Raw genomic sequence first — 25,049 nt, forward strand, 5'->3', positions numbered from 1 at the left:
AAATCCCCTCTGGCATAAGAAAATCCTGCCAGAGGGACCTTTTTTTGGGGTCTGCCTGGTCGGGATGTGTGTTTCCCTACAACCCTTGCTGCATTCAAATCCTAGAGTGGTAACACATTCATTGAACAAGGAGAACCGTATGAGCGAGAAAAATCTGGGAGACCGCCTGACCGACGCTGCCGAAACAGTCAAAGAACGCATCAATCAGGGTGCTGCCAACTTGCGTGCAGAAGGCCACCGTGTGGCTGCAGAAAACAGCGACAGCCTCGCTGAAAAAGCCCACCACAAAAAAGAAGAGCTGGAAGACCGCGCAAAAGCAGCCATCCACGACACCAAAGCCGATCACGCAGAAAAGAACGCCAAAGACTGACCTTTGTGCATTTCTGGTCCCTCCATACAGGAGGGATTTTTTGTTTGCACATGAAAATCCCACCCTCGGGCAAAAGGGTGGGGACACTCAAGGAACAATCAGGTGAATGTGAACTTCACAAACTTTGAATTGACCTCATGCTAAGGGATATCCCTGAAACTTGACTGAAATCACAATTCAGAAAAACTTAATGCTGTCCTTCATTCCATTCACATCATGCCCCAGCACAGAAATGCAGTGATTGAAAAAGCGTGTGTGAGCCGAACATTGCATAACCTGTTCCCATGGATGTCCTCTGGCCTGTTCTGCTGGTTTTGCTTGTGCTCCTTGTGCAAGGCACCCTGATGAAAACCCACTTCACCCTTGCCCAAACCCACCCGAGTCACCGTTCACGCAAAGTGGTGGACGACACCGCCGATGTGGATTTTGCCCTCCTGCTCAGCGAACAACCTGACCGATTGATGGTTTATTGCACCACCCAACTGGTGATGCTGCTCTGGCAGGTGGCCCTGCTGGTGCTGTGTGTGGCAGGTTTGCTGCTCTGGAACACTCCGCTGACTTGGTGGTCTTGCACTTCTGCATTGCTGGTGGTTTTGCTGTGCATGCTTTACAGCCTGAGAAAATTTCTCTGGATGACCCACCTGTACCTGTTCACCAGAGACCGTGTTGCAGCCCGAAAGGCCCGCGAGCAAAATGGATTGCCAGAAATCCAGCAGTGATTTACTGGCCCAAAGCCTAAACTGACCTCCTCAACCCACAAGGAGGTCAGCATGCTGGAAGATCCCAAAACACCCGAGAAACCCGAGCATCCCGACATCAACGAATACCCTGCCCAGCCTGAAAAACCCACCCTGCCCGGATTCACACCAGAACCGCCCGCCCCAGTGGATGATCCAGAGCCCCAGACAGATCCCCCTGTCTTTTGAGAAAACATCAAGGACCAGAAATGGACAATTGTATGGGCTCAGGTCGGTACACTGAAGCATGACACCCCTTGAAAAAGCCCATGCTGAACTGTTGGCAGCCACCGAGATCCTCAAAAAATCTCCCTCGGCGCAGGCCCACAACCACCTTGTGCACCACCTGCATACTGCCCATGACTTGATCCGCCCGTACACCCTGACCCAAACGTCTGGTGTTCAGCACGATCCGTTGAAACCCAAACTGCTGACCTTCAGCCAGTACCAGAGGCACGCCACCGAAGCCCGGGCATTCACACAGGAAGCGCTGGATGAGCTGGAATTCATGCTGGCAGAAGGGGTCAGCACAGAATGGGCCAACAGCATTGCAGACTCGATCCATGAGGCTTACGAAAAACTTTGAGTTTTCAGGCCCATGAAAAAAGAACCCCACCAGACAAGTTCTCTGGTGGGGTTTCTCTGGAGCGGGTAACGGGACTCGAACCCGTGACTTTCAGCTTGGGAAGCTGACGCTCTACCGACTGAGCTACACCCGCAACTGTCCAAATTTTAACCCAGAGGTGCACGACCGACAAGGGACGGAAACCCCGACCAAAAAGAACCCCAGGCCCGATTGCCTGAGGTTCGTGTGGGTGGGTAGTTGGCCCATTTAAGCAAACAAGGCTGACGCTGGTCTGACTCGAATCTGAACAGCATTTCAGATGCATTTTAAAGCACTGGAAAGAAAAAAAGAGTCACTATCTGGGGAGGTGTTTTGAACAGGATTCAAACGAATCCTCCTGTTTCACGGATCAAGGCAGGAACAACCATTAAGGCCCCTTCACCCATCCTGACAGAGTCCAGAAAGACCCGGCACGGTACACTGGTCCACAGTGACCCACCTCAAAGATGCCCGGACCTCCCGTCTGGCCGTGTACCCCCGCATGCAAAAATGGTTCCCAGAGATCCTCTGGATGGGCCAGAGCCACCCCCAATTTGCCCTGACTTTTGACGATGGCCCCCACCCCATCGACACCCTGCAACTTCTGGAAGTGCTGGACAGGCATCAGGTCAAAGCCACTTTTTTCTGGCTTGGAGAGCACCTCGAAAAAAATGCAGCATTGGTCCAGCAAGCTGCTCTGGCAGGGCACCAGCTGGCTTTGCACGGCTGGACCCATCTCCCCTATCCTTTGCTTTCCTTGAAGCAACTGGAACAGGATCTGAGCCAAACCCGCCAGTTGCTCTCTGACATCTCTGGAATTGCTTTGGAGGACTTGAAGGATGTGCGCCCTCCTTATGGCGCAGTGGTGCCTGCCACCCTGCGCAGCCTGAAACACTGGGGCTACCGCACCGTGCTGGTCAGCAGCATCCCTTTGCACTGGATTCAAAGCGTCCAGACCACCGTCAAACAGGTGATGCAGCACGCCCGAGGAGGCATGATTCTGGATCTCCACGAAGGCCAACCCACTGGTCCGAGGGTGGCCAGAATCACCGATGCCCTGCTGCCTGAACTGAAAGCTCGGGAATTTGATTTTGTGACCGTGGATGAGATGTGGCAGGGGCAGGACTCTGGTCTGGTGGTGCGTTGAGACTCAACCGGGCGAGGCATGCCTTGACCGCTCAGTCCTCACAAACAACAAAAAAGATCCCCCAGAGTGTTCTGAGGGACCTGTCCAATTCTGTAGGGGCGCAGCGTGCTGCGCCCTTTTTTCACAGGGGGATTCAATCCGCTGCTTGTTGCGCTTCGCGGGCCTCTTTTTGCGCGTTTTCTTCTTCGCGCTCCAGTTTGGCCTTGATTTTCTTCAGACGGAACGACTCTTCACGTTCACGCTGGTCCAGAACACCACGGATGAAACGGATGTCGTCTTCCACACCGGGAATCACGATCTGTTCCAGAGCGTTCACACGACGGGAGGTCTTTTTGATCTCTTCCCCGATGCGGCGCAGTTTGGTTTCGGTGGCGGCCACTTTGATGATGGCGGCCAGCACCTTCTGGAAATCCTGCGCAGCGCTCATGGTGCGTGCACCCACACCGATGGGTGAGAAGGGCACGTCCGTGGAGAACTTGGGGAGGTCGATTTTGGGGACCTTCACGCCGTAGACGCTCTCCACCTGCAGATCGACTTGCAGTTCGCTCGGGCGAGCGAGGGCAAGGCTTTCCACAGCTTCGGGGCTGTCCCAGGCTTTGGCGGTGAAGAGGCTTAAGTAGGCACCCTTGGACACGGAGGAGAGTTCTTCACGGGCAGCCAGAGCATCTCTGACCAGCGCAAAGAATTCGCCGATCAGGGCGTCTCTTTTTCTTTTGAGCAGGTCTGCACCGTCGCTGGCCAGTTTTTTCTGGGCCTTGCTGGCGAGCAGTGCAGTGCGGGTGGGGCTGATTTGTCCGGCCATGGTTCTCCTTTTCAGGAGCTGTCAGCGGTCAGCTGTCAGCGATCAGCTTGTGTTGCTTTCGGCTCCGCACTTGAGTTCTCAAATGCTTATTGTACTGTGAACTCGGGTTTTTTATTGGTCCCGATAGTACTTTTGGTGCTTTGGGTCCTGGCTGATGGCTGACAGCTGTGGGCTGATAGCTTCTTTAGATGCCCATGTTGCGGCCGCCGCGCCACATGTCGTCAAGTTTCTCACCGTAGTATTTGTCGATGGAATCCTTGCCGATACGGGTCAGCTCGCTCTTGGGAAGTTTGGAGAGCAGTGCCCAGGCCACGGTCAGGCTGTCTTCGATGGAGCGGTCCTGATCCCCTTGGTTCAGGAAGTACTCCTCGAAGTCATCTGCGAAGCGCAGGTACAGTTTGTCGTTCTCGGTGAGGGCGTCTTCACCGGTGATGGCCACCAGTTTGCGCAAGTCCAGACCGTTGGAGTACGCAGCGAACAGCTGGTCCGACACGTTCTTGTGGTCTGCACGGGTTTTGCCCTTGCCGATCCCGTTGCCCATCAGACGGCTCAGGGAGGGCAGGGGGTTGATGGGGGGGTACACGCCTTTGCGGTTCAGGGTGCGGTCCACCACGATCTGGCCTTCGGTGATGTAACCGGTGAGGTCAGGGATGGGGTGGGTGATGTCATCGTCGGGCATGGACAGAATGGGGATCTGGGTCACAGAGCCCTTCTTGCCCTGAATCACACCTGCGCGCTCGTAAAGGTTGGCAAGGTCGGTGTACATGTAACCAGGGAAGCCACGGCGTCCGGGAATCTCTTCACGGGCACCACCGATTTCACGGAGGGCTTCGCAGTAGTTGGTCAGGTCAGTGAGGATCACCAGCACGTGGTAGTCATGCTCGAAAGCAAGGTACTCGGCGGCGGTGAGGGCCATGCGGGGGGTGAGCAGTCGTTCCACGGCAGGGTCGTCTGCCTTGTTCAGGAAGAGGATCGAACGGGCCAGAGCGCCGGTTCTTTCGAATTCCTGGGTGAAGAAGCTCACTTCACGCTGGGTCAGACCCATCGCTGCGAACACCACGGCGAAGTCCCCTTCGTGTCCGGGCACTTTGGCCTGACGGGCAATCTGGGCAGCCAGTTCGTTGTGGGGCAGACCGGAGCCCGAGAAGATGGGCAGCTTCTGTCCACGGATCAGGCTGGTGTTGACGTCGATGGTGGAGATGCCGGTCTGGATGAACTCCTCGGGCTTGTCACGGGCAGCGGGGTTCATGGCCTGACCGTTGATGGAGAGGCGCTGCTCGGCGACCACGGGGGGCAGTCCGTCGATGGGACGGCCCAGACCGCTGAAGCGGCGACCGATCATCTCTTTGGACACGCCCAGACGGGCCACGTCTTCCACGAGGCTGACGCTGGCGGTGGCCAGGTCCAGTCCGGAGGTTTCTTCGAAGATCTGGATCACGGCGTATTCGCTGGAAACTTCGATCACCTGTCCACCACGGATGCGGTTTTTGGCGTCTTTGATTTCCACGATGGCGCCGTAGTTCAGGTCAGACGCTGCGTTCACGAACAGCAGCGGACCTGAGATGTAGCTGACATCGGTGTACTCTTTTTTGAGCATCGGGTTCTACTCCTCTTACGCTTTCACGGCGAAGGCGGTGTCGAGTTCGTTCAGCACGGTGGTGGTGTAGTTGGCAAACTCACCCTCGGGCACGTAACGGGCACGGGACAGCTTCTCGTTCACAGGGCTGGCCAGAATCTCGTCGATGGTGGCACCTTTGCGAACGGCTTCGGAAGCTTTCTCGTAGTACTTCAGCATCATGCGCATCAGGCCGTAGTTTTTGGGCATGGAGGCGCTGGCGTCGACGGGGTCGAAACCGTTTTGTTGCAGGAAGTCCTGACGGAGCATGCGGCCCGATTCAATGATCAGACGCTCGGTGTCTTGCAGGGCGTCTGGACCCACCAGTTGCACCACTTCTTGCAGCTTGGCTTCTTCCTGAAGGATCTTGGAGATGCGGCCACGAAGCTCTGGGAAGTCGGGACCGACGTTTTCGCGGTACCAGCTGTCCAGAATGGGGGTGAACAGGGAGTAAGAACCGTTCCAGTTGATGGCGGGGAAGTGACGGCGACGGGCCAGACCTGCATCCAGACGCCAGAAAGCGCCGGTAATACGCAGGGTGGCCTGGGTCACAGGCTCGGACATGTCTCCACCTGCGGGGGAAACTGCACCGATCACGGAAACAGCGCCATCGTCGCCAGCCAGAGTCACCACGGCACCGGCGCGCTCGTAGAAAGCGGCCAGCTTGGCGGCGAGGTAAGGGGGGTAACCCTCTTCTGCGGGCATCTCTTCCAGACGGGAGGAGATTTCACGGAGCGCTTCGGCCCAGCGGCTGGTGGAGTCTGCCATGAGGGAGACACCGTAACCCTGGTCGCGGAAGTACTCAGCGAGGGTGATGCCGGTGTACACGGAGGCTTCACGGGCAGCCACAGGCATATTGGAGGTGTTGGCGATCAGGATGGTGCGCTGCATGAGTGGGTTGCCGGTTTTGGGGTCTTCGAGTTCGGGGAACTCGATCAAAACGTCGGTCATCTCGTTGCCACGCTCGCCGCATCCCACGTAAACCACGATGTCGGCGTTGCCGTACTTGGCCACGGACTGCTGGGTCACGGTTTTGCCGGATCCGAAAGGACCGGGGATCGCGGCGGCTCCACCCATCACCAGAGGGAACAGCACGTCCAGAATGCGCATGCCGGTCAAGAAGGGCAGACTGGGGTCTTTCTTCTTGGCGACAGGACGGGGTTGACGCACAGGCCAGTAGTGGGCCAGACGCAGTTTGGTGCCGTCTTCCAGTTCGGCGATGACGTCGTCGATGGTGTATTCACCAGCAGCAACCACGCTTTTCAGGACGCCGCTCACGTTGGGAGGGGTCAGGATTTTGTGGGTGAAGGTGAACTCGGGCACGGTGCCCAGAATGCTGGAGCCGCTCACGGTGTCGCCGGCTTTGACGCTGGGGGTGAAGGCCCATTTCTGGGTGCGGTTCAGGGCAGACACGTCGATGCCACGGGCAATGAAGTCGCCAGAGGCTTCACGGATCTTGTCCAGAGGGCGCTGAATGCCGTCGTAGATGCCGTTGAGCATCCCGGGGCCAAGCTCCACGGACAGGGGAAGACCGGTGGTGACCACGGGCTCGCCCACAGTCAGACCGGAGGTGTCTTCGTACACCTGCACGAATGCAGTGTCGCCGTCCAGACGGATGATCTCACCCACGAGGCGTTCGGTACCGACGCGCACGATGTCATACATCTTGGCGCCGTACATGCCCCCGGCAATCACCGCAGGACCAGCAATTTTCAGGATTACACCAGTTTTGGTGCTCATGTTCCTCCTTGAAGAGCGGTCAGCGGTCAGCGGTCAGGTTTCAGCTTGGATTGTGCTGAGTTGGGCTGATGGCTGACAGCTGATGGCTGATAGCTATAGCTTAAAGCTTAAAGCTTGATGTCGAAGCCGATGGTGTCGCGCACCAGTTTGCCCATGTAGGCTTTGGCGTCGACGGTGTCGGTGCTGAAGGCGTCTTTGAGGCTGGGAATGGGCAGCAGGATGGGAAGGTCCCGTCCACGCATGGCCCGTTCTGCAGCTTTTGCAGGGTCTGCAATCAGACCGGAGTCCACAGCCACCAGACCGTAATCGCCCTGCACAATCAGTTGTTCGAGGGCTTTCACAGCAGTTTCGCTGCTGGCTTCCACGACTTCCACACCTGCCAGGCGGTAGCCGGTGGCGGTTTCTGAATCTGCCAAAACCACAACCTTATGCATTTCCGAGCTCCTGTCTGATGTTTTCGCCGGGGACACCGTAGAACTTGCCGCGTCCGATCAAACGGAGTTTGGCAATTTCGATTTCCTTGCGGCGCAGGAAGTCCAGCACCACGCCCGGACCGAGCACGTCGGTCATGGCGACGCCTCTGGCGGCCTGATCCAGCAAGCTTCTGCTGATGGTTTCTGCACGGTCCAGACTGCCAGCTTCCAGAAGGCGCTGCAAATCGGGGTCAGAAACGGTGTTGTCTCCGCCAGCAATGCGCAGGAAATCGCCTTCATTCAGAGAACCGCCGGGCACAAAGTAACGGGCGTTGGCCGTTCCACCCCGCAGTTGCAGGGCGGTCAGGATGTTGCGCACGTCCACTTCGCGGGACAGGTAGCGTCTGAGGTTGTTGCCACGGGCAGCAGAGAGGGCCGCTTTGAAGTAGTCCTGATCCAGAGCCACTTCAATGTCCAGCAGTTCGTTTGAGCCACCAGACACTGCAGCGCGCAGGGTGCGACCCAAGAATCCGCCTCCGATGGAGAGGGTCTGGGCCAGACTGGCCAGATCGGTGCTGTTGGCGGCGGCCTGCAGCACGCCCCATTTGATGGTGCCTGCAGGAATCAGACCGGCCAGAATGTCCTGAGAAGAACGTCCGGTGACCACACCGCGCACCAGGGTTTTGATGTTGAGGAGGTCCCAACGGGCCACCAAGACATCCACTTCCTTTTTGGCTTCGCCACTGGCGAGACCCTGCACTTTGCGGACCACCCGGAAGAGGTTTTTGGACAGGGCAGCGTCCAGTTCGTTCAAACCGGCACCCTGAGCGGTGGCCTCTCCGAGGTCTTCCCGGATGGGGGTTTCACTGAGCACACGCAGGTATTCCGCGTAGGTCGCTGCAGAAACCGCCTCATCAAGGTGGCGGTTTTCCAGCAGGGCTCCACGCATCATTTTCACGCGTGCATTGATGTATCCGTAATCGTCTGCCACGTCTGCTCCTTACTGGGCGAGAACGCGGGCCACCTGAGAAGCAAGGCTGTCGCGGGTCTGAGCGAGACGTCCGAGGAGGGTGTTCTGCACGCTGGTGCGTCCACCTTTGGCCACCAGACGCACACCGGTCTGAACCTGCTCATTGCCACGCACCGCAGCCACAATGCCGAGGTCTGCCAGCACGTCTTGGGCCAGCAGCAGGTCGGCAGGGTTCACTTCGATGGCTTCGGGTTCAGCGATGGCCCCTCTGGCTTCCTCGATGAGCTTCCCGAGGATCGTGCGGTACTCAGCAGTCTGGCTGTTCGCGAGGTCACGAATTTTTTGTTCTGCCTCGACGAACGCGCGCTTCTGCACGCTGTCCGCTGCTGAGAGTCGGAGTGCTGCAACTTCAAGGCTTGCAGCACTCTTGGCCCGCACGATTCCCGCATTAAATTCACCTTCGAGGGCACGCTTGCGGCTTTCGAGCAAGCCCTGGGCCTGCTCTTTGGCCTGGTTCACGATCAAGGCAGCATTCTCCTGGGATTGCCGCTTGATCTGCGCGATTTCCTCGCGGACTTCTGTTTCGAGAATCGATGCAAGGTTTGACATGAATTCCTGACCTTAACGGAGGAGGAACAGGCCCACGAAACCGAAGATCACCAGGGTTTCGGGAATCACGAACCAGATCAGCATCTGACCGAACTTCTCGGGGCTTTCGGCGGTCACACCGGCAGCAGCAGCACCGATGCGGCCTTGGGCAATACCGGTACCAATGGCACCCAGACCCAGAGCCAGACCTGCGCCGATGGCTTTCAGGCCAGCGACCAGAACGTCACTGTTGCCAGCTTCTTGAGCGAATGCGACACTTGCGAGAGCAAAAGCAGCGAGTACAGTAGCCAGTTTCTTCATGTGTTTCCTCCGGAAATTACTTTTGTTTGCTGAGTTTTTTCAGCGGGTTGTAGCGGGGACCGGTTTCGGTGTAGAAGCCGGTGGGGTTCAGGAATTCCACGTAATTCAAACGCAAGGGTTGCATCACGTGACCGATGATGGTGAGGGCAATGGCGAAAGCATGCACCAGCAGGGCCAGCACGATGCCGATCAAGGCACCGATCACGCCCATGCTTTCATACAGTCCCCAGCCGAGGTCGGTGGCGAGGTTGGCCAGAATGGCCGAGGCCAGACCCACAGCGAAAAGACGGCTGAAGCTGATGATGTTTCCGCCCTGAGACAGCAGTTCGATGGTCATCATGCCCATCTTGGACATGATCACGCCCAGAATGAACACCCCAAAGCCTGCAGCCATCACCAGAGCGCGCCAGTCGCTGAAATCACCGATGGCACCAAGGTTTTTGCCAGCTTCGGAGATCCAGGCGATCATGATCAGACCGATCAGACCGCCGATCATGCCAACGCCTTCCCAGAAGTGGTGCATGTGCTTGTGCTTGAAGCCGAGTTGGGCTTTGAGGCCCCAGCTCCAGAGCAAGAACACGATGCCCATCAGGAGGGTGTGCAGCATGACGGTGTTGGCGAAGCCAGAGTCCACCCGGGGGTACAGGATGGGGAAGGAAATGGCAGCGTGGTGTGCTTCGGCGTGGTGTGCCACAGCGACACCCCAGACGTTCTTGATCAGCTCGGGATCGATGTAGAAGATGCCAAGGTGCTCAAAGAAGTTGCCGAAGAATTCTCCGGTGAGGACGCCCCAGATCAGTGCCCAGACGCTCATGGTGGTCAGCACGGTGGCCACTTGACCGAGGGTTTTGGGATCCAGCACCAGACCCATGAATCCGATGGTGATGCTCTTGTTGGCTTTGGCTTGCCCCATGGCCCACAGGGAGACCGCAAGGAACAACAAGCCCAGACCGATGTCGGCAATCACGAAACCGAAAAACAGGGGGAAGAACACACTGACAATCCAGCTGGGATCGAAAGTGCCGTAACGGGGAGGCTGAGAAACGTTGAGCAGAAACTCAAAGTTCTGAACGTAACCGTTGTTGTTGAGTTTGACAGGCACATTTTCAGCGTGGTGCTCGTCGGCAGCTTGCATTTCCATGGCGACATCGAATTGCTTGAGGGCACTTTCGAGTTGTCCGACATGGTCTGCAGGCACAAAGCCTTGCAGGGCAATGCCGTACTTGCCACGGGCACTCTGGGTTTGCACCTCGAATGCGGTCACGCGGTCGCGCAAAGCGTCACGGATGGCACCCAGAACGCTGCCGTGCTGGTGTGCAAGGCCATGCAACTGTTCGCGAATGCCCTGAAGTTGACCGGGCGCATCGCGGCGCACACGGCTGAGTTCAGAGGCAGCTTCGCTGAGGGGCATGCCATCAAAACGACCTGGAAGGCGAAGTTCGCCCACACGGGCTTTGGAGAGGGACTGACGGGCCAGATCACGGTCCTGGTTTTTCACCACAACCACGCCAGCACGCAGGTTGCCCACCGGTTTGAAATCCATTGCGAAGCGGTCTTTGAGGTCGCCTTGCAAGGTTTGTTGCAGCAGTCCGGCATCCTGTTTGGCGTCCAGAGTGAAAGGAATCACACTGAGGCGCTTGGAGGCATCAAGACCGTTGGCAACTTCCGCCAGGGCCTTCACCACTTCGTCAAACGACTGGGCCAGCGCAAGATCTGCTTCCAGAGCAGCACGCTGGTTGGTGAGGGCACTGGATTGTTGAGCAACACCTTCGATGGTGCTTTCCCAGGCGGCTTCTGCAGGCAGTGCGCCACTGGGGAGGGCGGGGTTCCCGAGTTCTCCGAGGGTGGTGTCCACGCGGGCGAGCAGGCGCTCGGTGACCTTGCGGTCTTCGGCATCCTGTCCGGTCAGGGCTCCGGTGGACAGTTCATGGGACTCAACGGGGGTGATGTGGAGCACTCCGGCATCCTGCAGAGCAGAAATCAGTCGCCTTGCATCGCTCTTGCGAGCGGCAATGGTGACTTGCTGCATTTTTGCGATCACGGGAGTACCGCCTTCAAGATGAGATCTACAGCCTGACCAACGCGCCCTTCAGCACGGGCCTTTTCGGCTTCGACCGATGCTTTTGCAGAATCGCGTTCCGCAGTGCGGATGCGTTCCTGTTCGGCTGTCAGTCGTTGCGCGTTGTTGGTTGCCAGTTGACGTGCCACGGTTTCAGCTTCTGCCAGAATGCGTTTTGCTTCTGATTCGGCTTGTTCGATGGTGCGTTTGGCTTCCGTTTGGGCTGCTTCGATCTCAGCTGCGAGCGCACGCTCTTTTTGAGCGAGTTCGCTGATGATTCGACCACTCGACGCTTCCAAACCTCTCCTCCTTTCCGTAATGAACGGACCGGGTCGCTTATTTTTGAAACTTGCGATGTCCCGATCGCGCTGTATCTAAATTGTCCTGAAAGCTTGATGTAAGTAAGGCTCAAGCCCCGCAAAAAGAGTACCATAGCGGCCTAGGGGTGTAAACCTTTCCTCTAGCACACAAATTTACTTTTTGTGTGCTCTCCTGCGCAGTTCAATTGTAGGGGGGTGCAATCGGGACTCTTGTCCTTGCAGGTGCATCCAGAAGTCCCTTGGGCAGTAACAACCGGGTACAAATTTGTGTGAAATGTGCAAATTGTCGCCCTGCACACGGGCTGGGCTTGCACAGCCTGCCTAAACAATACAGGGTTCCACATGCTGCTAAAAACCACATGAAAATTCGGAGGAAGGTTTCCCCTCCTCCTGAGACAGTGTGGCTGTGGAATTGTGAAATCGGTGAAAAGCTGGCCCCAAATGCTGGCCTCAGTTGCTGGCGGTTCTGCCTCCGATGGGCATCAGGTAAACCGTGAACTGGTTGTGGCTGTCCAGCCTGAGGAGCTGGCTGACGGCATCGTCCCAGAAACCCCCGAGGGTGTTGTGGGCGAGTCCCAGAGCGGTGGCGGTCAGGCACAAATTCTGACTGAGGTGTCCGCACTCCAGCAGGGCGTGGCGGTAAGCCCTCAGGGCGTAATGCTGTCGGATGTAAGAGAAATCCAGCACGGGAATGATCCAGAGCGGAACCTCCTCTACATCGATGGCCATGGGGTTCTGGGGTTGCAAGAACGTGGAGCATCTGGAGAGCAGGTCCCGGTCCGGGAAAGCCCCCACTTGCACCAGTTCGTGGGTGTGTTCTTCATAAATATAGTGTCCGGTGTTCAGGCCTTGCACTTTGCCCACCAGCACATGCAGTTTCCAGGGGTAACGTGCCCCTCCAGAGGGATAGGTCCGTCTGAAATGGTGCCAGTTTTCGTGGGGCATCTGGATGTGCCGTTCTTCACTGACGCCAGCGGTTGCCGAGAGCAGCACAGAGACATCTGGCAGGGTCAGTTCTCCGCCGAAAGGGCGGTAGTGGGTGGTGCGTTTCATGAGGGCCTCGCCCAGAGGAAACTGCAAATGGTCTTGCAGGGGCACCTCAGGCAAACTCTGGCGGATCTGTCCGGGCCAGCTCGGCAAGGTGCGAACCGCGTGGGGGGCCGGGTGCAGCAGGGGCTCTGGCAGGTGGCCTGCATAGAATTTGCTGGCTTCGTGGTAGCGGCGGTCAAGGGCCAGAGGGTCTTCCAACCGCAGGGCTTCCACGCTCGGGCCAGACAGGATCAGGGAGGCCAGAGACCCAAGGTAACTTTCCTCTTCGATGGTGAGGCCCAAACGGTTGTGGAACATGTGCACCTGCGACTTCCAGATTTCCAGAGGAGGCAGGGTCAGTTGCTTCTGGTCCCAGAGGTGCTGGTATTGCTGGTGGGTCTGGCTGACCTGCTGGTGCCAGCGTTCCATGAACGGGTGGACCTGTGCAGGGCCATGCTGGAACAGGCGGGCCAGATCCTGATACTGCTCACGGTTCTGGAAGTACTGCTCCTCGGCGTGTTCTCGGGTGTGGAAGATGGAGCGCACCGGAAGGGGCGTGTGGATGGGCCATGCATTCACAAATTCACGCAGCCAGGCGATGGCCTGATGGTTGTGCATGCGGGTGGCGTGCAAGGTCAGCAGCAAGAGGCGCAGGGCCAGACCCAGCCGGGCACTTTTGCGTGGGGCCAGTTTGAGGGCCACCACCGCCAGTTCGCTGGACTGCTGGAAGAAATCTTCACTGACCCACAGGCCCTGAAAACCACCATAGCGTTCGGTCTCGGGGTCGTAGCGGAAAGGCTTGACCGCGCCGTGGTCATGCCAGCCCAGCTGGGTCAGGATGCCTTGCGGATCGGAAGTGAAACCCGAGTAATACTGCACCGGGTCCAGAGGGTGGGACACCGTTTCCCCAAGTGCCAATTGCAGCAACGCCTCGATTTCTTCGGTGACGCCGGGGGCCGGGTAAAGCAACCGGACCCGCAGGTGTGGTCCCCCTTCCCAATAGCGGATGAAAAACCATCCTTGCATCTGGCCCTGTTCTTTGAGGTCTTGAAGCTTCGGGAAAAGCCGTTCGGTGAGGATCTGTTCGAGCTCTTCTGCACCTGCATGGCTGAAGGCATGCAGGGCGTGCCACTCGCGCAGGGCGGTGTAATGGCGGGTTTGAAATTCGAGGGTCATGCGTGCACCTCCGTGTACAGGGGGAAGGCAAGGTCGGGCAGGCGGTCTTCTCCGAGCAGGAGCAGGTAGGCCACCATCTCAGAGGGTTGAAGGCGCAAAGGGGTGTCCAGAGCCACCTCCTGAAAAGCCCTTGCAGGTCGGACGAATCTGCCTGCTCTGGCGGCTTGCAAGCCCAGCGCCTGTGCGTACTGTCCCAGCAGCACCTGAATGGCCTGAAAAGAGTGGGTTTGCAGGGCTTTTGGATAATCCATCACCAGATAAATCAGGGCTTCCAGAGCACCAAAATTGCAGTTGAGGGGGCTGTATCCGTAGGCCTGCTGCAACACCTGCACGGACTGCTCGGGTTGGAGGAGGGACAGGAAACCATCTGGGTGCAGCTCCAGCAGGTCGGCTTTCAGGGGTCCGGTCCTGAGGGACACCAGCAAGCGGAAGCCGGGCAACTCTGGATGGCAGGGCAAGGTGGGGAACAGCAGGTCTTGCAGTTCATCGAAATCCAGAGTCCGGTTGCTGGCACAGAGCCCACCCACCCCGTGACCTGAAGAGCGGGTCAGCATTGCCTGAAAAGCGGTGGGGTCTGCTGTTTCAAAGTGGAGGGGGTCTTCCAGCAGGTCCACCCTTGCCAGTACCCTCCACTGGTCATCGAGGTGCAGGGTGTGCAGCACCTCTGGTGGGGTCTCCTCCAGAATTTCGGTGCGCAGGCGGTATCCCAGCAGGTGGGCGCTTTCTTGCAGGGTGTGCAGGAGGTGCCCTCCTTCCAGAGCGACCAGCGTGGGGCGCAAGGTGCCGTAATTCTCTGGGATGCCCGGCACAAAACCCGTGATCCAGAGGGTGGTGGGCCTGGAAGGTGGGGTGCCCACTGTGCGGTCTGGACGCAATTCTGCATAGAAAGGATCGTGGTGCCAGAGGGCTTCTCGGGTTTCGACGTGGAGATGAACTGGAAACAAAGAGCGGGGTGAGGGGGAACTGCGGTGCAACTTGTAGGGATTCAGGACCTCCTGACGGATGGGACCTGCTGCCAACCAGAGCAGGGTGCTCAGGCGCTCCCATTCTGAAACCGGCAGGTGGGGTTGCTGAAGCAGGTCCCATCTGGGTTCAAGGGGCAAAGGGGCAGAAGGATAGGCCGTCAGGCGAGGCTGCATTTTGGGGCCAAGGCGGGAAGAGACCTGTTTTCCGAGGGACTGTGCAAACACCGCAGTGTGGGTCTGTTGCATGGCTGTGCTCCTTTACGGAAAGGGATGGGGGTCCCGGTGAAAGCTGGGGGTGTACCCTTTTTGCAAGGGAACCTGCAAAAGTCTGGGAAAGCCGTCAATGCGCTGGTTGAGGTGTCCGAACACCATCGGCAACATGCCCGTCACGATGACTTTGGCATGGCTGAAACCCAATTTCTGGCTCTGGGGTGGGGTCTGGTCGATGCTGATCACCTCCTGCCCGAGGTCTTGCAGCTTCTGCAAGAGGGTTTTCAAAACGTCGGTGAGGTCATCGCGCACCCAGCGCTCCTGCCAGTCGGGATACAGGTCTTGCAGGGTGGCTTTTTTGCGGTCTGCCTGAAGCAGGAATGCATGCCGCTCGAAGGCTGCGGGGTGGGCATTGACCGCCACATGGTCATCAAGGGTTTTGACCAGAGTCGGATCTTCCAGCATCGCCAGCAAAGCCTCATCGGTGTGGGCTGCGTGGCGTTCATGCACAAAGGCGTTCACGGCCACTTCAATGAGCCCTCCCAGCAAAGCCTTGTTGGGATCAAAGTGTGCCCCTGCTGCCGAGAGCGTTTTGGGGTACTCGTCTTTCTGGTTCACCAGCAAAGCCCAGACCGCAGGAACCCCGTTGTCGGTGGTGATGTCAAAGCAGTGCAGGTCAAAGCCGATGGACTCCAGACGGTTTCTCAGGTGCTGCACCATCGGCTGATCGATGCTGTCCAGATCGATCTCTGGAACGGGTGCGCGGGTGTGCCAGGCGATCAGGAAAGCGTCCCGTTCGATGACCTCCAAAAGACCGTACAGGGTGGCTTCTTCTCTGGACGCTCCGAGGGCACAACCATTGGAACTGTCGTAAAAGAAGCGTTCTGCTCTGGGAATCTGGTTGTGGCTGTAGTAAGCCAGATGCTCGGGGACCAGCACGGGTTGCCCTTCAGAGAAAGAGTGACCCCACACCCAGTCGGTCACGGTGTCTTCCTGAAAAGGGGTGTAACGGTAATCCGGGTGCGACTCGTAACCCGAGGTCACCTGCCCGAGTTTGCGTGGATCAAAAGCGTGGGGTTGCAGGTCTTTGAAACTGCCCCGAACCGTGGTGCGTTTGCCTCTGGGACGCTGGGAACCGTAACGCTCCAGAGCCTCCAGAAAAGCCACCTGTTCTGCGCTTTCGAAGTCTTCGCTGCGGCCCCATCCGCTTTCTCTGGCTTTGCGACCCGGAATCTGGAATTCCACACCGCTGAGCGCCAGAGGGGTGTTGTTGGTTTTGAAGGTGTGGTTCATCAGGCCGTAACGCCAGTCCAGCAGGTGGTCGCGCAAGGTCTGGCGGTCCACAGCAAGGGGTTTTTCGCGGAAAGACCGGGGGTTGTGCTGGATTCGGGGTTGCAGCTCAATGCGGGCAGCTTCAAAGGTGTCGTCTTGCAGCAGTGGTCCTGCGTGGGCAGGCAGGTGAAACTGGTGCCATCTGCCCATCAAGTCCTGAATCCTCAGGGCGTACACCCGACCTGCATCGAAAGATTGGTCTTGCAGGTAGCTTTGCAGGAGGGCGTCCAGCGCATTGACCGCCAGCGTCAGGGCAGGCTCGGGAAGCACACTGCTCAGGTCGCGTTGATGGTCCAGCTCTTGAAAGCCAGCCACTTCTTTGCGGCGCTTTTCGGCATCCAGAGCAGAAAATGAGCCTTCAGGGTCAATCCACGGTCCGACCGTCACCAGACTGTGGTTCAAGACCGCAGGAATGAAGTGTGCACCGTTGCGCGTCGCATACCCTTCGAGGTCCTGAATCTCGGGTCCCCTCCATTGGTCATGGGCGGAAACCAGCACATCGCCCGCAGCAGGTTCACGGTCCAGAGGTTTGAGGAAACGGTCCTGAAACAGGCTTTGCTGTTGCACAGCCCCGTACAGCCGACCTTCTCCCACCAGAAACAGTTCAGGCATCGAGCATCACCCACCCACTGGTCAGCAGTTTGGAGAGGCTGGTTTCTTGCACCCACGGATGAACTTTCACTTTGAAGCCCGCGTTTTGCACGGTGGTCAACAGATCAGAGAAACCTCTGGAGGGGTCGGGGCTGCCTTGCTGGATGCTGGGTGTTTCAAAAGCTCTGGGGGCGTTCTGGACAGTGCCGGTCAGTTGCAGGCTGGCCACTGCGGTTTTGAGGGCACGCAGCCACGCTTCTTGCAGGTCTTCGTGCACGGCAGCCCCGAGGATCTGCTCTCCGTCCCTAACCACCGCCACCTGAAGGCCCGGAAGCTGCGCGGACACCGACACTTCCAGCGTGGGCACCTTCTGGTAAATCAGGGGCAGGGACTTGAACAACCATGTGGCATGAAGGGGAAGCTGGTGGCGTTTCACCGTTGAAGTGGTCCACTGAACGGTGTTTCCGGTTTTCCACGCTTGCAGCAGGGCGCTGCGGATGCCTTCTTGCACCCAGAGGTCAAATCCTGCACCCACTGCGGGCACCCATTTTGCAGAATCCACTGGACCTGTGGTCTCGTTCCGCAGGTCCCAGGCGGTCTCTGGGAGGGGTTGCTGGTTCAGCAGGTGCAAGACTCCGGCTTGCAGGGACTGGAACTGGGCCTCTGCCCCATCTGCCCCCCAACCTGCAATCAGGTTGCCCTGAAAATCCATGCTGTACGCGAAGAGCGGCATCTGAACCCCGACGGGTTTCATCTCTGGCAGGAGGCCCAGGACGGCGTTCGACACGTTGCTGAGCTGTCCCAGAATGTCCGTGCGGTTCAGGGCAGGGTGCTGTCTCGCCTGCTCAACCGCTTCAGAGACCTCCAGAGCTGGGCGGGCCTCGGGGAGCTTGACGGTTTTGCTGCTGAGCTGCGCGGTTTCGATCAGCACGGCTTCTTGCTGCATGACCGGGGTGGGCACTCCGGCCACCGTGCGGAACGCCTCCAGAGCCAGCAGGTTGCTGAACAGGTTGCGGGTGGTGTCGGGGATGTGCCCCTCGCCCAGAGGCACCCGGAGCAGTTCCATCACACGGGTCAGGGTGCGGGCCTCTGGGTCTGCGGCCACAGGCGAGATGACGCCCCGTTCACGGCCCAGCACCCCTTGCAGGGCAGGGAACTGCACATTGTCCAGCCCTGCGTCCAGAAGGGCGTACAGGGTCAGGTCCGGCTGAACGGCCACCTCCCTTGTCAGGGCAGGGTCGGTGAGTTGGAGGTCTTCGGAGAGGTCAAAGTGCACATGCACCTGTCCGATGCCCAGACGGGAAAGGGTGCGGGCGGTGATGCGGGCCAGAGCACCGTCTCCAATCACTTCGATGCGGGCCTGACGGACCTTCAGGAAAGCCGAGGTGGGATTCTGTGCCACCGCCATCAGGTAAGACCAGCTCTGCTCGAAACGGCCCACTTCTGGGGGGGTGTCCATGCGGATCAGGGCGTCCCTTTTCTGAAGCTCGTCCAGAAGCCAGTGTGCGGCTTTGCGGGCCTTCTCTGGGAGGCCGGTCAGCAGTTCGGAAAGGTCGCTGCCGGTTTCCAGAGCAGGAAGCAGCATCTGAAACAGGCGGTACAGGGCAGGCTGGCCCCGGAAGCTGAAGGTGGCGTCCCAGTGCTGGAATTCAATGCCATCTTCCAGAGGGGCGTAATTCACGACGGGTCTCAGTTGCAAGCGGGTCTGGGTCAGGGTTTGCATCACTTCACCTCCTGGGGGGCCATCTCCAGGGGGGAGTGATGGGCGGCCCACCATGCATCAAAATGGTCTTGCCAGCGGCGGTTGAACAGGGCTTCGATGGATTCACCGATCACAAAGTTGCTGAAGTAGCGTTCGGTGGGCGACACGTCCAGCAGGGTCAGGCTGCTGTACAGGAAGTTGGTGAGGGTGCGGTAAATCGAGAACTCTTCCACATTGGCCCGCTCGGGCAGGAAGTTGAACTGGCGGAGTCTGGTGTGGAACGGGCTGTAAGCGCGTTCATCTGTGAACTCCCAGCGGGAAACGGCCTCGGGGTTGACCTGCTCGGCGACTGCGCGGATGAACAGGCTGGACTCGTCATGCAGGAAACCGGCTCGGGCCAGAGGGAGGGCCTCTTCCCACATCTGCTCGAAGTGGTCTTTCCAGAGCTGCAACACTTCGGAAATTTCACCGTTCTGCACATCGCGCACCTGCTCAATGAACCAGTCCCGATGCGGGGCGTGCCGTTGTGCGAAACCTTCCCGGACCGTTTCACCTGCATGGAACAGGTGCTCTTCGAGGTGGGAGCGGTAAGACAGGTGTCCACTGAACAGACCATGTGGGTACAGGGCTGCGTTGAGGGTCAGGATTTGCACCACCAGAGGAATTTTCATGCCGGGTTGGGCTTTCAGTTGCTGGAGGGTGGCATGCACAGGTTTCAAAAGGCTGTGCATATAACGGTCCCTGAGCGTCTGGGTCTGGGCATTTCCCAGCAAAGCCGAGCGGTCCGGGGCCTCTCCGATGTGCACGGTGTTGTCGGGCCAGAGGGGCAGGTAAGGACCAGGTTCCACTTCGAGGATGCCCAGTTTTTCGGCCTCTTTCAGGTAGCGGTCTGCATCGAGGGGTTGGGCAGAGGGGGCCGCTTGCAGGTGGTCCCGGACCAGAGACTGCGCCTCGATGATCAGGTCCTTGTGGTCGGTGTCCAGCACCAGACGGACGTGTGGGCCGTGTTTCCAGTGGCGTTCCAGATGGACGTGACGCACCCCTTCTTTGCTCTGGAGGTTCAGGGCCAGAGGGACCAGCAAATCGGTGAGCAATGCCTTTTTGGAAGGCTGGTGGTAGACAACGTACAGGGCTTGCTTCATTTGCGGTCTCCTTGGGTGACTTCCATCAGGATTTCGAGGGTGTGGGGTTCACCGCTGTGCATCAGGGTGTTGCCGGGCTCGGGGAGGCAGGGCTCGAAGGTGAAGCCGTGGGTGCTGTCGCGCAGCCATTTGGCGAAGTACCGCACCCCCAGAGCGCTGTCCAGATCGAGGTACTGGGGTTTGACGCTGCCGCGCATCACCCGGTCCTGCCAACTTTTCAGGTCTGCGCTGGCGGGCTTGGCCTCTTCCAGAGCCCTCGCAAAGAACCGGGCAGGGAGACTGTGCTCCTGACGCCACAGGTTGAGACGCACAAAGTAGGCTTCGTCGGTTTCCTGTGCTTCTTGCATTGGAATCAGGCTTCTGGGGACCACATGGCGGGGTCTGGCAAGCACCACCTGTCCGAAAGCCACCTCTGGAAGGTGAATCACCGTGTGGGGATTTTCGGCTTGCAGGATTTTCTGGGCGGCGTCCAGCAGGTAAGGGGTCAGGAGGCCCGAGTTGCAGAAGGTCACCAGAAAGCTCTCCATTGGAGGCAGAATCTGCGAGATCAGGAAGCCCGAGTACAGGACCTGCACTTCCTGTCCGGTGCCTTTGTGGAACACCTTCAGGTCGTCTGCGGTGCGGCGCAGCTCCAGATCGGAAAACGCAACTTTGGTGGGGTCTCCGGTGTTGTCGATGTCCAGTTCAAAAGGGGTGAACGTGGGATGCAGGTTGGCGTTGAAGCCATACACGCTGTTCAGGCCGACCAGCATCACCTCTGAAAAGTGCTCCTGAGCCCCAGAGCGCACCCGTTCTTGCATCTCGGGGTGCAGGCCGGGCAGGAACCGGCTGAAGTACTGTCCGTGCCCCTGATACATCTGGTTGATGTAAATTTGAATGCCGTTTTCGGTCCGGGCAGGCTGGGCGAAAATCCCGTAAGCGTAATCCTGCTTGTGCCATTCGGCGGGCATGCTCTGGGCCCAGGTTTTCAGTTGTTCACGGTCGAGACGGAGGGGGGTCTGGTGGCGGGCCGCTTGCAGGTAAGCGGTCTGGAAGGCTTTCTGAACGGCCTGTGCCTGTACGATGGTCGGGTTTTTGCGCAGTTCAGGGGTGAGGCCCTGCATGGCCAGCTTCAACCAGTCGTTGAACAGCTCAGGGTTTTGCATCAGGAAGGTTTCCAGATCCAGGCGACCCGAGGGGCACTGGGCATCAAACACCTGCTGCACCAGCGGTTTGAACATCAGGTGGGTGTCGTACACCCTCAGGACCGAAATCAGGTCTGCGAGGTCCTGATGCACACTCTGCCAGTCCTGCTCGGGCAGGCGGAGCAACTCGGGGCTGGACACGTCCTCATAGAAGAGTGGGCCAGAGGGCAACGTCTGTCCGTACAGGCTGTAAGCTTCGGTCCAGAGGTGACGCAGGCGGGCCTGAATGCGGGGGCGTTCTGCACTGTGGGCCTGGGCAAACGTGCGGGTCAGTTGGTCCACTTCTTCAAAGAGCAGGGCAGCAGGGGTTTGCTTCAGGGTGTGCAGGTAAGCAATCAAGTCCCTCAAGATGTCGGTGGTCTGGGAGGGGATCGGAACCACAGGTTGCAGGAAACCGACCTCTTGCAGTTTGTTCAGGTAATTCAGGCAGGCGTCCCACTTCTCGGGGGTGACTTGCAGCACATCCACCCACTCTGCAAGGGTGTGCGTTCCAGAGGAGGCCATCAGGAGGTCCATCACCGGGGTCTTTTTCAGGCGGATGGTGCGTGTGGCGACCTTGTGGGCTCTGGGCTGGCGTTCCTTTTCATCAATGCGCTGTTCAAAGACCACCTGTTCGTCCAGCAGACGGACACGGGGATTCACCTGAAACTGCACCAGAGGCAGCACCTCGGGGTGTTGCAGCACCGCGTCCAGCAAACGCCGAACCATGATGTGGTGGGGGGTGCTGGTGGCCTGCACTTCAGGCAACGGCAGGGTTTGAAGGGCTTCTTTCTCCCAGACTGCCCCTACCAGAGCGGTGTAGTGGCTGAAAGGGCTGGTTTTCAGGGCAGCACGGGTCGCAAATTGCAAGAGCGAATGCTCGGTTTTGCGGATGCGGGAACGGTGCTCGGGCAGGGGGGTTCTGGCGTAGGCCTGTGCTGCTTCCAGCATTGAGGGGCTGGACACCGCAAGGGCCTTGAGAAAAGTTTCGTTCTGGCACACCCCTTGCAGGGCTTCGCGTTCCTGCTGCTGGCGCTTCAAAAATTCCTGTTGCAGTTCGTTCAAAAGGTCCTGCTGGCGGCGGTACACTTGCAGGTGGTGCTGGGTTTCAGGGTCCAGCAGTTCCAGCACGCCTTCGGGCAGGGGTTTCAGGGGGCGGCCATTGAAAAGGTCCCGTCTGAAAGCGATCAAAAATGACTTCTGGGGTTCTGGCAGGGAGGGAATCCTCTGGTACAGGCGCTCGCAGCACTGCTCACGCTGACCGTTCAGGAACATCTGAAGCCTGTGGAGTTCCTGCCAGGCACCATCCAGACCTGCACCGAAACCAAGCTTGCCAGCAGAGAGAGGATTGAAACGCACCAGAGCGGAGGAGGACACCTTGGCTTGGACTTCACTGATTTGGGATTTCGCAACCTGTTGCATCACCGGTTTTTTCCTTTGCTGAAAAAATGTCTTTGAAAAAGGCCCCCAGCCTTTGCCAGGGGCCAGCCTCGGGGGTTCTTCAGGGGGCGACTTGCTCGCTGGCCTCAAGGTTGCAGCAGCAGGAGGAGCTACCGCAGCAAGAAGAGCTTCCGCAACTGCTGCTTCCAGAGGAGGCTCCGGTTTCGGCAAGGCCGGTGGAGTCACGCACTTCGCTGATTTCGAGGGTGTCGAGGTTGAAGTCCACGTCGTTCAGGTTGTTCAGGTTCTGGCTCATGTTGGTTCTCCTTTAAAAGTTGGAAAGAGGGCTTGATTCTGAGGGCCAATGAAGGGGTTTCAGGTTGATTTGCGGGTTACTGGGCTTCCATGCTGCAGCAGCAGGAGGAGCTTCCGCAGCAAGAGGAACTGCCGCAACTGCTGCTTCCGGAAGAGGCTCCGGTTTCGGCGAGGCCGGTGGAGTCACGCACTTCGCTGATCTCCAGGGTGTCGAGGTCAAACTCCAGGTCCTGCATGATGTCTTTTTTCTGGTTCATAACTTCCTCCTTGAAAGGTGTGGGGCGAAAGGTTTGGGGTGGATTTTCGGGGACGTCTCAGAGAGAGGTCTTGCCTTCGTCTTTGTGGTACCCGTACAGGGCGATCAAGCTGAACAGCACTGCGAAACCGGCCAACCAGAGCACGTGGGACAGCACATTCACCTCTGGTGCACCCCCGATCTGGCTGAGGGCCAGTTGCGAAAAGTGGTAGGGGGGCAGGAACACGGCAATCTTCTGGAAGAACTCGGGCAGTTGAGAGAGGGGAATCCACAGGCCCGAGGCAAAGGACATCGGGATGTAGATCAGGTTGGCAATGGCGGGAGAGGCCATCGGACTGGACAGGAAACCCAGAGCCAGACCCATTGCAGAGAAGGGCAGGGCACCCAGAATCAAGACTCCGGCCAAGGAGAACCACATTTGCAGGTCCATCTGGACTTTGCCGACCAGCATCCCGAGGGTGAACAGCAGCATCACGATGATGCAGTTGAACAGGGTCGCCATCAGGATTTTGGAGATCAGGAAAGCAGAGGGGGGCATGGGAGAGACTTTCTTGACCAGCAGCCAGCCCACACCGCGTTCGGTGGCGATGCCCACCCCGAAGCTGAACAGGGAGCAACCGATCACCCCGAAAGCCCCGTACGTGGCGAGCATGTACATCGGGATGCGCAGACCGCCTGCACCCACCTGATTCCCGAAGGTCAGTCCGAAGATGGCGTAGAACATCAGGGGAAAAACCAGCGTGGGAACCACGAACATTGGGTTGCGCAGCAGTTTCAAGAATTCGGTCTTGGTTTCGATCAGGTAGATTTTCAGCAGGTTGGCCTTGCGTTTTTTGCGGGCCACATACTGGGTGGGAAGGGTGGTCACGCGGCACCTCCTTTTTGGGTCAGTGCGAAGAACACATCTTCCAGATCGGCAGGGCGCACTGCGAATTCTTTGAGGTTGGGGTCGATTTCGTACAGGCGGGGGGCAATCACCTCATCGGCATTGACCACCAGTTTGATGCGGTCTCCGTCTTGCTGCACGGTGCGAACACCAGCAATCTGACTGAAAGCGGAACTGGGCAGGCTGCTCTTGAAAGACACGTGCTGGATGGAGAGGTCGGCTTTCAGGGCGTGGGGGGTGGCCTGTTTGATGATCTGTCCCTGATCGATCATCACGATGCGGTCTGCCAGAGCGTCTGCCTCTTCCAGATGGTGGGTGGTCAGCAGCACGGTTTTGCCGCTCTGGATGAAGCCTTTGACCTGTTTCCAGAAGTCGCGGCGGGTTTCCACGTCCATGGCGGTGGTGGGCTCGTCCATCACGATCAGCTCGGGGTTGCCGCAGATGGCGATGCCAAAGCACACCTTGCGTTTCTGGCCTCCCGAGAGCTTGCCGTACAGGCGGGTCGAAATGTCGGTGAGTCCGGCCATTTCCAGCACCTGCTGGAGGGGAAGGGGATCGGGATAGTAGCTGCTGAACAGTTCGATCAGTTCCCGCACACTCAGGTTGTAGGCCAGAGCGGCGCTTTGCAGCATGCATCCGGTGCGGATCCGGTGGCTGGCGATGGTGGGGTCTCCTCCGAAGACCCGCACGCTGCCCGAGGTGGGCTTCAGAAGTCCAAGGATCAGGTTGACGAGGGTGCTTTTGCCTGCCCCGTTGGGTCCGAGCAGGGCCACCACTTCACCTGAGCGCACTTCCAGAGAGGTGCTCTTGAGGGCCTGGATGTTGCCGTAGTTTTTGCTGACGGCTTCAATGCTGAGGATGGTCTGGGGGGGCGCACCGGCTTGGGTGAGCACTGCTGAAGCGCTGTGCGTGTTGTGCCACACTGTTATCACTCCTTTTCTTGATGGTCTTGCGGGTGATTTCGCTTTGCTGTCTCTTCAAAGCTGAGGTCAGTATGGGCCGGAGACACGGACACCCCGGAGACACCAGCGGGAACAGCAAGGTCATGCTGTCCCTCTTGAGCAGAAACCATAAAAATACCATTCCAAACAGGATTTTTGACCAGAGACACCGTTTGTCTCTGGTTTGCTGTCTCCGTGTCTCCGGGGTGTCTCCGGGGTCACCGTAATCTGATCCCATCAAAGCAGGAAGCAAGGACGAAAGTCCTCAAGAATCC

General features: G+C 58.4%; 24 protein-coding genes and 1 tRNA gene. 5 read left to right on the forward strand and 20 right to left on the reverse strand.

Features of this window, described 5'->3' with window-relative positions; translation table 11 throughout:
• Window positions 1-139 precede the first annotated feature (139 nt).
• From Q371_RS23965 to Q371_RS23975, 4 genes are all read left to right on the forward strand, one after another.
• Window positions 140-370, forward strand: coding sequence for a hypothetical protein (locus tag Q371_RS23965; RefSeq protein ID WP_034345759.1), 231 nt, complete (start codon window positions 140-142; stop codon window positions 368-370).
• Window positions 371-654: 284 nt separating this feature from the next.
• On the forward strand, window positions 655-1,089 hold the full coding sequence (locus Q371_RS23970; protein WP_034345761.1) for a hypothetical protein: 435 nt from the start codon (window positions 655-657) through the stop codon (window positions 1,087-1,089).
• A 51-nt stretch (window positions 1,090-1,140) separates the two neighbouring features.
• Window positions 1,141-1,296, forward strand: a complete 156-nt coding sequence (locus Q371_RS27440) for a hypothetical protein (RefSeq protein WP_157442926.1) — start codon at window positions 1,141-1,143, stop codon at window positions 1,294-1,296.
• A 58-nt stretch (window positions 1,297-1,354) separates the two neighbouring features.
• Window positions 1,355-1,693, forward strand: a complete 339-nt coding sequence (locus tag Q371_RS23975) for a hypothetical protein (RefSeq protein WP_034345764.1) — start codon at window positions 1,355-1,357, stop codon at window positions 1,691-1,693.
• Window positions 1,694-1,750: 57 nt separating this feature from the next.
• Here the strand turns inward: Q371_RS23975 and Q371_RS23980 are convergent.
• A tRNA-Gly gene (locus tag Q371_RS23980) sits at window positions 1,751-1,826 on the reverse strand.
• 336 nt (window positions 1,827-2,162) lie between these two features.
• On the opposite strand from Q371_RS23980, the gene Q371_RS23985 reads away from it, so the two are divergent.
• Window positions 2,163-2,858 (forward strand): polysaccharide deacetylase family protein, encoded by a 696-nt coding sequence (locus Q371_RS23985; RefSeq protein WP_051965179.1) that lies wholly within the window; start codon window positions 2,163-2,165, stop codon window positions 2,856-2,858.
• A 133-nt stretch (window positions 2,859-2,991) separates the two neighbouring features.
• Here the strand turns inward: Q371_RS23985 and Q371_RS23990 are convergent, their stop codons facing one another.
• From Q371_RS23990 to Q371_RS24080, 19 genes are all read right to left on the reverse strand, one after another.
• Complete coding sequence (locus Q371_RS23990; protein WP_034345766.1) at window positions 2,992-3,660, reverse strand: V-type ATP synthase subunit D; 669 nt, start codon at window positions 3,658-3,660, stop codon at window positions 2,992-2,994.
• Window positions 3,661-3,844: 184 nt separating this feature from the next.
• Window positions 3,845-5,257 carry a V-type ATP synthase subunit B gene (locus Q371_RS23995; protein ID WP_034345769.1) on the reverse strand — a complete coding sequence of 471 codons (1,413 nt, stop codon included), beginning with the start codon at window positions 5,255-5,257 and terminating at the stop codon, window positions 3,845-3,847.
• 15 nt (window positions 5,258-5,272) lie between these two features.
• Complete coding sequence (locus tag Q371_RS24000) at window positions 5,273-7,015, reverse strand: V-type ATP synthase subunit A (protein WP_034345771.1); 1,743 nt, start codon at window positions 7,013-7,015, stop codon at window positions 5,273-5,275.
• Between the two features lie 107 nt (window positions 7,016-7,122).
• On the reverse strand, window positions 7,123-7,449 hold the full coding sequence (locus tag Q371_RS24005) for a V-type ATP synthase subunit F (RefSeq protein ID WP_034345774.1): 327 nt from the start codon (window positions 7,447-7,449) through the stop codon (window positions 7,123-7,125).
• Entirely contained in the window at window positions 7,442-8,419 is a 978-nt protein-coding gene (locus Q371_RS24010; protein ID WP_034345776.1) for a V-type ATPase subunit, read from the reverse strand. Before Q371_RS24010 ends, Q371_RS24005 begins: the two co-directional genes overlap by 8 nt.
• A 9-nt stretch (window positions 8,420-8,428) precedes the next feature.
• Window positions 8,429-9,007 (reverse strand): V-type ATP synthase subunit E, encoded by a 579-nt coding sequence (locus Q371_RS24015; protein WP_034345778.1) that lies wholly within the window; start codon window positions 9,005-9,007, stop codon window positions 8,429-8,431.
• A gap of 12 nt (window positions 9,008-9,019) precedes the next feature.
• The gene (locus tag Q371_RS24020; protein ID WP_034345780.1) at window positions 9,020-9,307 is read right to left on the reverse strand and encodes an ATP synthase subunit K; all 288 of its coding nucleotides are present in this window, start codon (window positions 9,305-9,307) and stop codon (window positions 9,020-9,022) included.
• A 16-nt stretch (window positions 9,308-9,323) separates the two neighbouring features.
• Entirely contained in the window at window positions 9,324-11,348 is a 2,025-nt protein-coding gene (locus Q371_RS24025) for a V-type ATP synthase subunit I (RefSeq protein WP_245618450.1), read from the reverse strand.
• The gene (locus tag Q371_RS24030; protein WP_034345782.1) at window positions 11,345-11,665 is read right to left on the reverse strand and encodes a V-type ATPase subunit subunit G family protein; all 321 of its coding nucleotides are present in this window, start codon (window positions 11,663-11,665) and stop codon (window positions 11,345-11,347) included. Before Q371_RS24030 ends, Q371_RS24025 begins: the two co-directional genes overlap by 4 nt.
• 471 nt (window positions 11,666-12,136) lie before the next feature.
• The gene (locus Q371_RS24035; RefSeq protein ID WP_034345784.1) at window positions 12,137-13,891 is read right to left on the reverse strand and encodes a thiopeptide-type bacteriocin biosynthesis protein; all 1,755 of its coding nucleotides are present in this window, start codon (window positions 13,889-13,891) and stop codon (window positions 12,137-12,139) included.
• The gene (locus tag Q371_RS24040) at window positions 13,888-15,102 is read right to left on the reverse strand and encodes a hypothetical protein (RefSeq protein ID WP_034345787.1); all 1,215 of its coding nucleotides are present in this window, start codon (window positions 15,100-15,102) and stop codon (window positions 13,888-13,890) included. The genes Q371_RS24035 and Q371_RS24040 overlap by 4 nt, the downstream gene beginning before the upstream one ends.
• Before the next feature lie 12 nt (window positions 15,103-15,114).
• Window positions 15,115-17,010 (reverse strand): YcaO-like family protein, encoded by a 1,896-nt coding sequence (locus Q371_RS26315; protein WP_051965181.1) that lies wholly within the window; start codon window positions 17,008-17,010, stop codon window positions 15,115-15,117.
• Window positions 17,003-18,712: a hypothetical protein gene (locus Q371_RS24050; RefSeq protein WP_034345790.1), complete on the reverse strand. Its 1,710-nt coding sequence runs from the start codon at window positions 18,710-18,712 to the stop codon at window positions 17,003-17,005. Before Q371_RS24050 ends, Q371_RS26315 begins: the two co-directional genes overlap by 8 nt.
• Window positions 18,712-19,833, reverse strand: coding sequence for a lantibiotic dehydratase C-terminal domain-containing protein (locus Q371_RS24055; RefSeq protein WP_034345793.1), 1,122 nt, complete (start codon window positions 19,831-19,833; stop codon window positions 18,712-18,714). The genes Q371_RS24050 and Q371_RS24055 overlap by 1 nt, the downstream gene beginning before the upstream one ends.
• Window positions 19,830-22,418, reverse strand: coding sequence for a lantibiotic dehydratase (locus Q371_RS24060; RefSeq protein WP_034345796.1), 2,589 nt, complete (start codon window positions 22,416-22,418; stop codon window positions 19,830-19,832). The genes Q371_RS24055 and Q371_RS24060 overlap by 4 nt, the downstream gene beginning before the upstream one ends.
• A gap of 79 nt (window positions 22,419-22,497) precedes the next feature.
• Window positions 22,498-22,692, reverse strand: coding sequence for a thiazolylpeptide-type bacteriocin (locus Q371_RS24065; RefSeq protein WP_034345799.1), 195 nt, complete (start codon window positions 22,690-22,692; stop codon window positions 22,498-22,500).
• Between the two features lie 76 nt (window positions 22,693-22,768).
• Window positions 22,769-22,948 (reverse strand): thiazolylpeptide-type bacteriocin, encoded by a 180-nt coding sequence (locus tag Q371_RS24070; protein WP_034345803.1) that lies wholly within the window; start codon window positions 22,946-22,948, stop codon window positions 22,769-22,771.
• A 57-nt stretch (window positions 22,949-23,005) separates the two neighbouring features.
• On the reverse strand, window positions 23,006-23,815 hold the full coding sequence (locus tag Q371_RS24075) for an ABC transporter permease (RefSeq protein WP_051965182.1): 810 nt from the start codon (window positions 23,813-23,815) through the stop codon (window positions 23,006-23,008).
• Complete coding sequence (locus tag Q371_RS24080) at window positions 23,812-24,756, reverse strand: ABC transporter ATP-binding protein (RefSeq protein ID WP_034345806.1); 945 nt, start codon at window positions 24,754-24,756, stop codon at window positions 23,812-23,814. Before Q371_RS24080 ends, Q371_RS24075 begins: the two co-directional genes overlap by 4 nt.
• Window positions 24,757-25,049 lie beyond the last annotated feature (293 nt).

It is taken from the genome of Deinococcus misasensis DSM 22328 (genome assembly GCF_000745915.1).
GTDB classification, from domain to species: Bacteria; Deinococcota; Deinococci; order Deinococcales; family Deinococcaceae; genus Deinococcus_C; species Deinococcus_C misasensis.

What these genes read in the sequence shown, in the direction of transcription:
- Q371_RS23965 (WP_034345759.1), top strand. Translation starts at nt 140, where the DNA reads ATGAGCGAGAAAAATCTGGGAGACCGCCTGACCGACGCTGCCGAAACA.
- Q371_RS23970 (WP_034345761.1), top strand. Translation starts at nt 655, where the DNA reads ATGGATGTCCTCTGGCCTGTTCTGCTGGTTTTGCTTGTGCTCCTTGTG.
- Q371_RS27440 (WP_157442926.1), top strand. Translation starts at nt 1,141, where the DNA reads ATGCTGGAAGATCCCAAAACACCCGAGAAACCCGAGCATCCCGACATC.
- Q371_RS23975 (WP_034345764.1), top strand. Translation starts at nt 1,355, where the DNA reads ATGACACCCCTTGAAAAAGCCCATGCTGAACTGTTGGCAGCCACCGAG.
- Q371_RS23990 (WP_034345766.1), bottom strand. Translation starts at nt 3,660, where the DNA reads ATGGCCGGACAAATCAGCCCCACCCGCACTGCACTGCTCGCCAGCAAG.
- Q371_RS23995 (WP_034345769.1), bottom strand. Translation starts at nt 5,257, where the DNA reads ATGCTCAAAAAAGAGTACACCGATGTCAGCTACATCTCAGGTCCGCTG.
- Q371_RS24000 (WP_034345771.1), bottom strand. Translation starts at nt 7,015, where the DNA reads ATGAGCACCAAAACTGGTGTAATCCTGAAAATTGCTGGTCCTGCGGTG.
- Q371_RS24005 (WP_034345774.1), bottom strand. Translation starts at nt 7,449, where the DNA reads ATGCATAAGGTTGTGGTTTTGGCAGATTCAGAAACCGCCACCGGCTAC.
- Q371_RS24015 (WP_034345778.1), bottom strand. Translation starts at nt 9,007, where the DNA reads ATGTCAAACCTTGCATCGATTCTCGAAACAGAAGTCCGCGAGGAAATC.
- Q371_RS24020 (WP_034345780.1), bottom strand. Translation starts at nt 9,307, where the DNA reads ATGAAGAAACTGGCTACTGTACTCGCTGCTTTTGCTCTCGCAAGTGTC.
- Q371_RS24035 (WP_034345784.1), bottom strand. Translation starts at nt 13,891, where the DNA reads ATGACCCTCGAATTTCAAACCCGCCATTACACCGCCCTGCGCGAGTGG.
- Q371_RS24040 (WP_034345787.1), bottom strand. Translation starts at nt 15,102, where the DNA reads ATGCAACAGACCCACACTGCGGTGTTTGCACAGTCCCTCGGAAAACAG.
- Q371_RS26315 (WP_051965181.1), bottom strand. Translation starts at nt 17,010, where the DNA reads ATGCCTGAACTGTTTCTGGTGGGAGAAGGTCGGCTGTACGGGGCTGTG.
- Q371_RS24050 (WP_034345790.1), bottom strand. Translation starts at nt 18,712, where the DNA reads ATGCAAACCCTGACCCAGACCCGCTTGCAACTGAGACCCGTCGTGAAT.
- Q371_RS24055 (WP_034345793.1), bottom strand. Translation starts at nt 19,833, where the DNA reads ATGAAGCAAGCCCTGTACGTTGTCTACCACCAGCCTTCCAAAAAGGCA.
- Q371_RS24060 (WP_034345796.1), bottom strand. Translation starts at nt 22,418, where the DNA reads ATGCAACAGGTTGCGAAATCCCAAATCAGTGAAGTCCAAGCCAAGGTG.
- Q371_RS24065 (WP_034345799.1), bottom strand. Translation starts at nt 22,692, where the DNA reads ATGAGCCAGAACCTGAACAACCTGAACGACGTGGACTTCAACCTCGAC.
- Q371_RS24070 (WP_034345803.1), bottom strand. Translation starts at nt 22,948, where the DNA reads ATGAACCAGAAAAAAGACATCATGCAGGACCTGGAGTTTGACCTCGAC.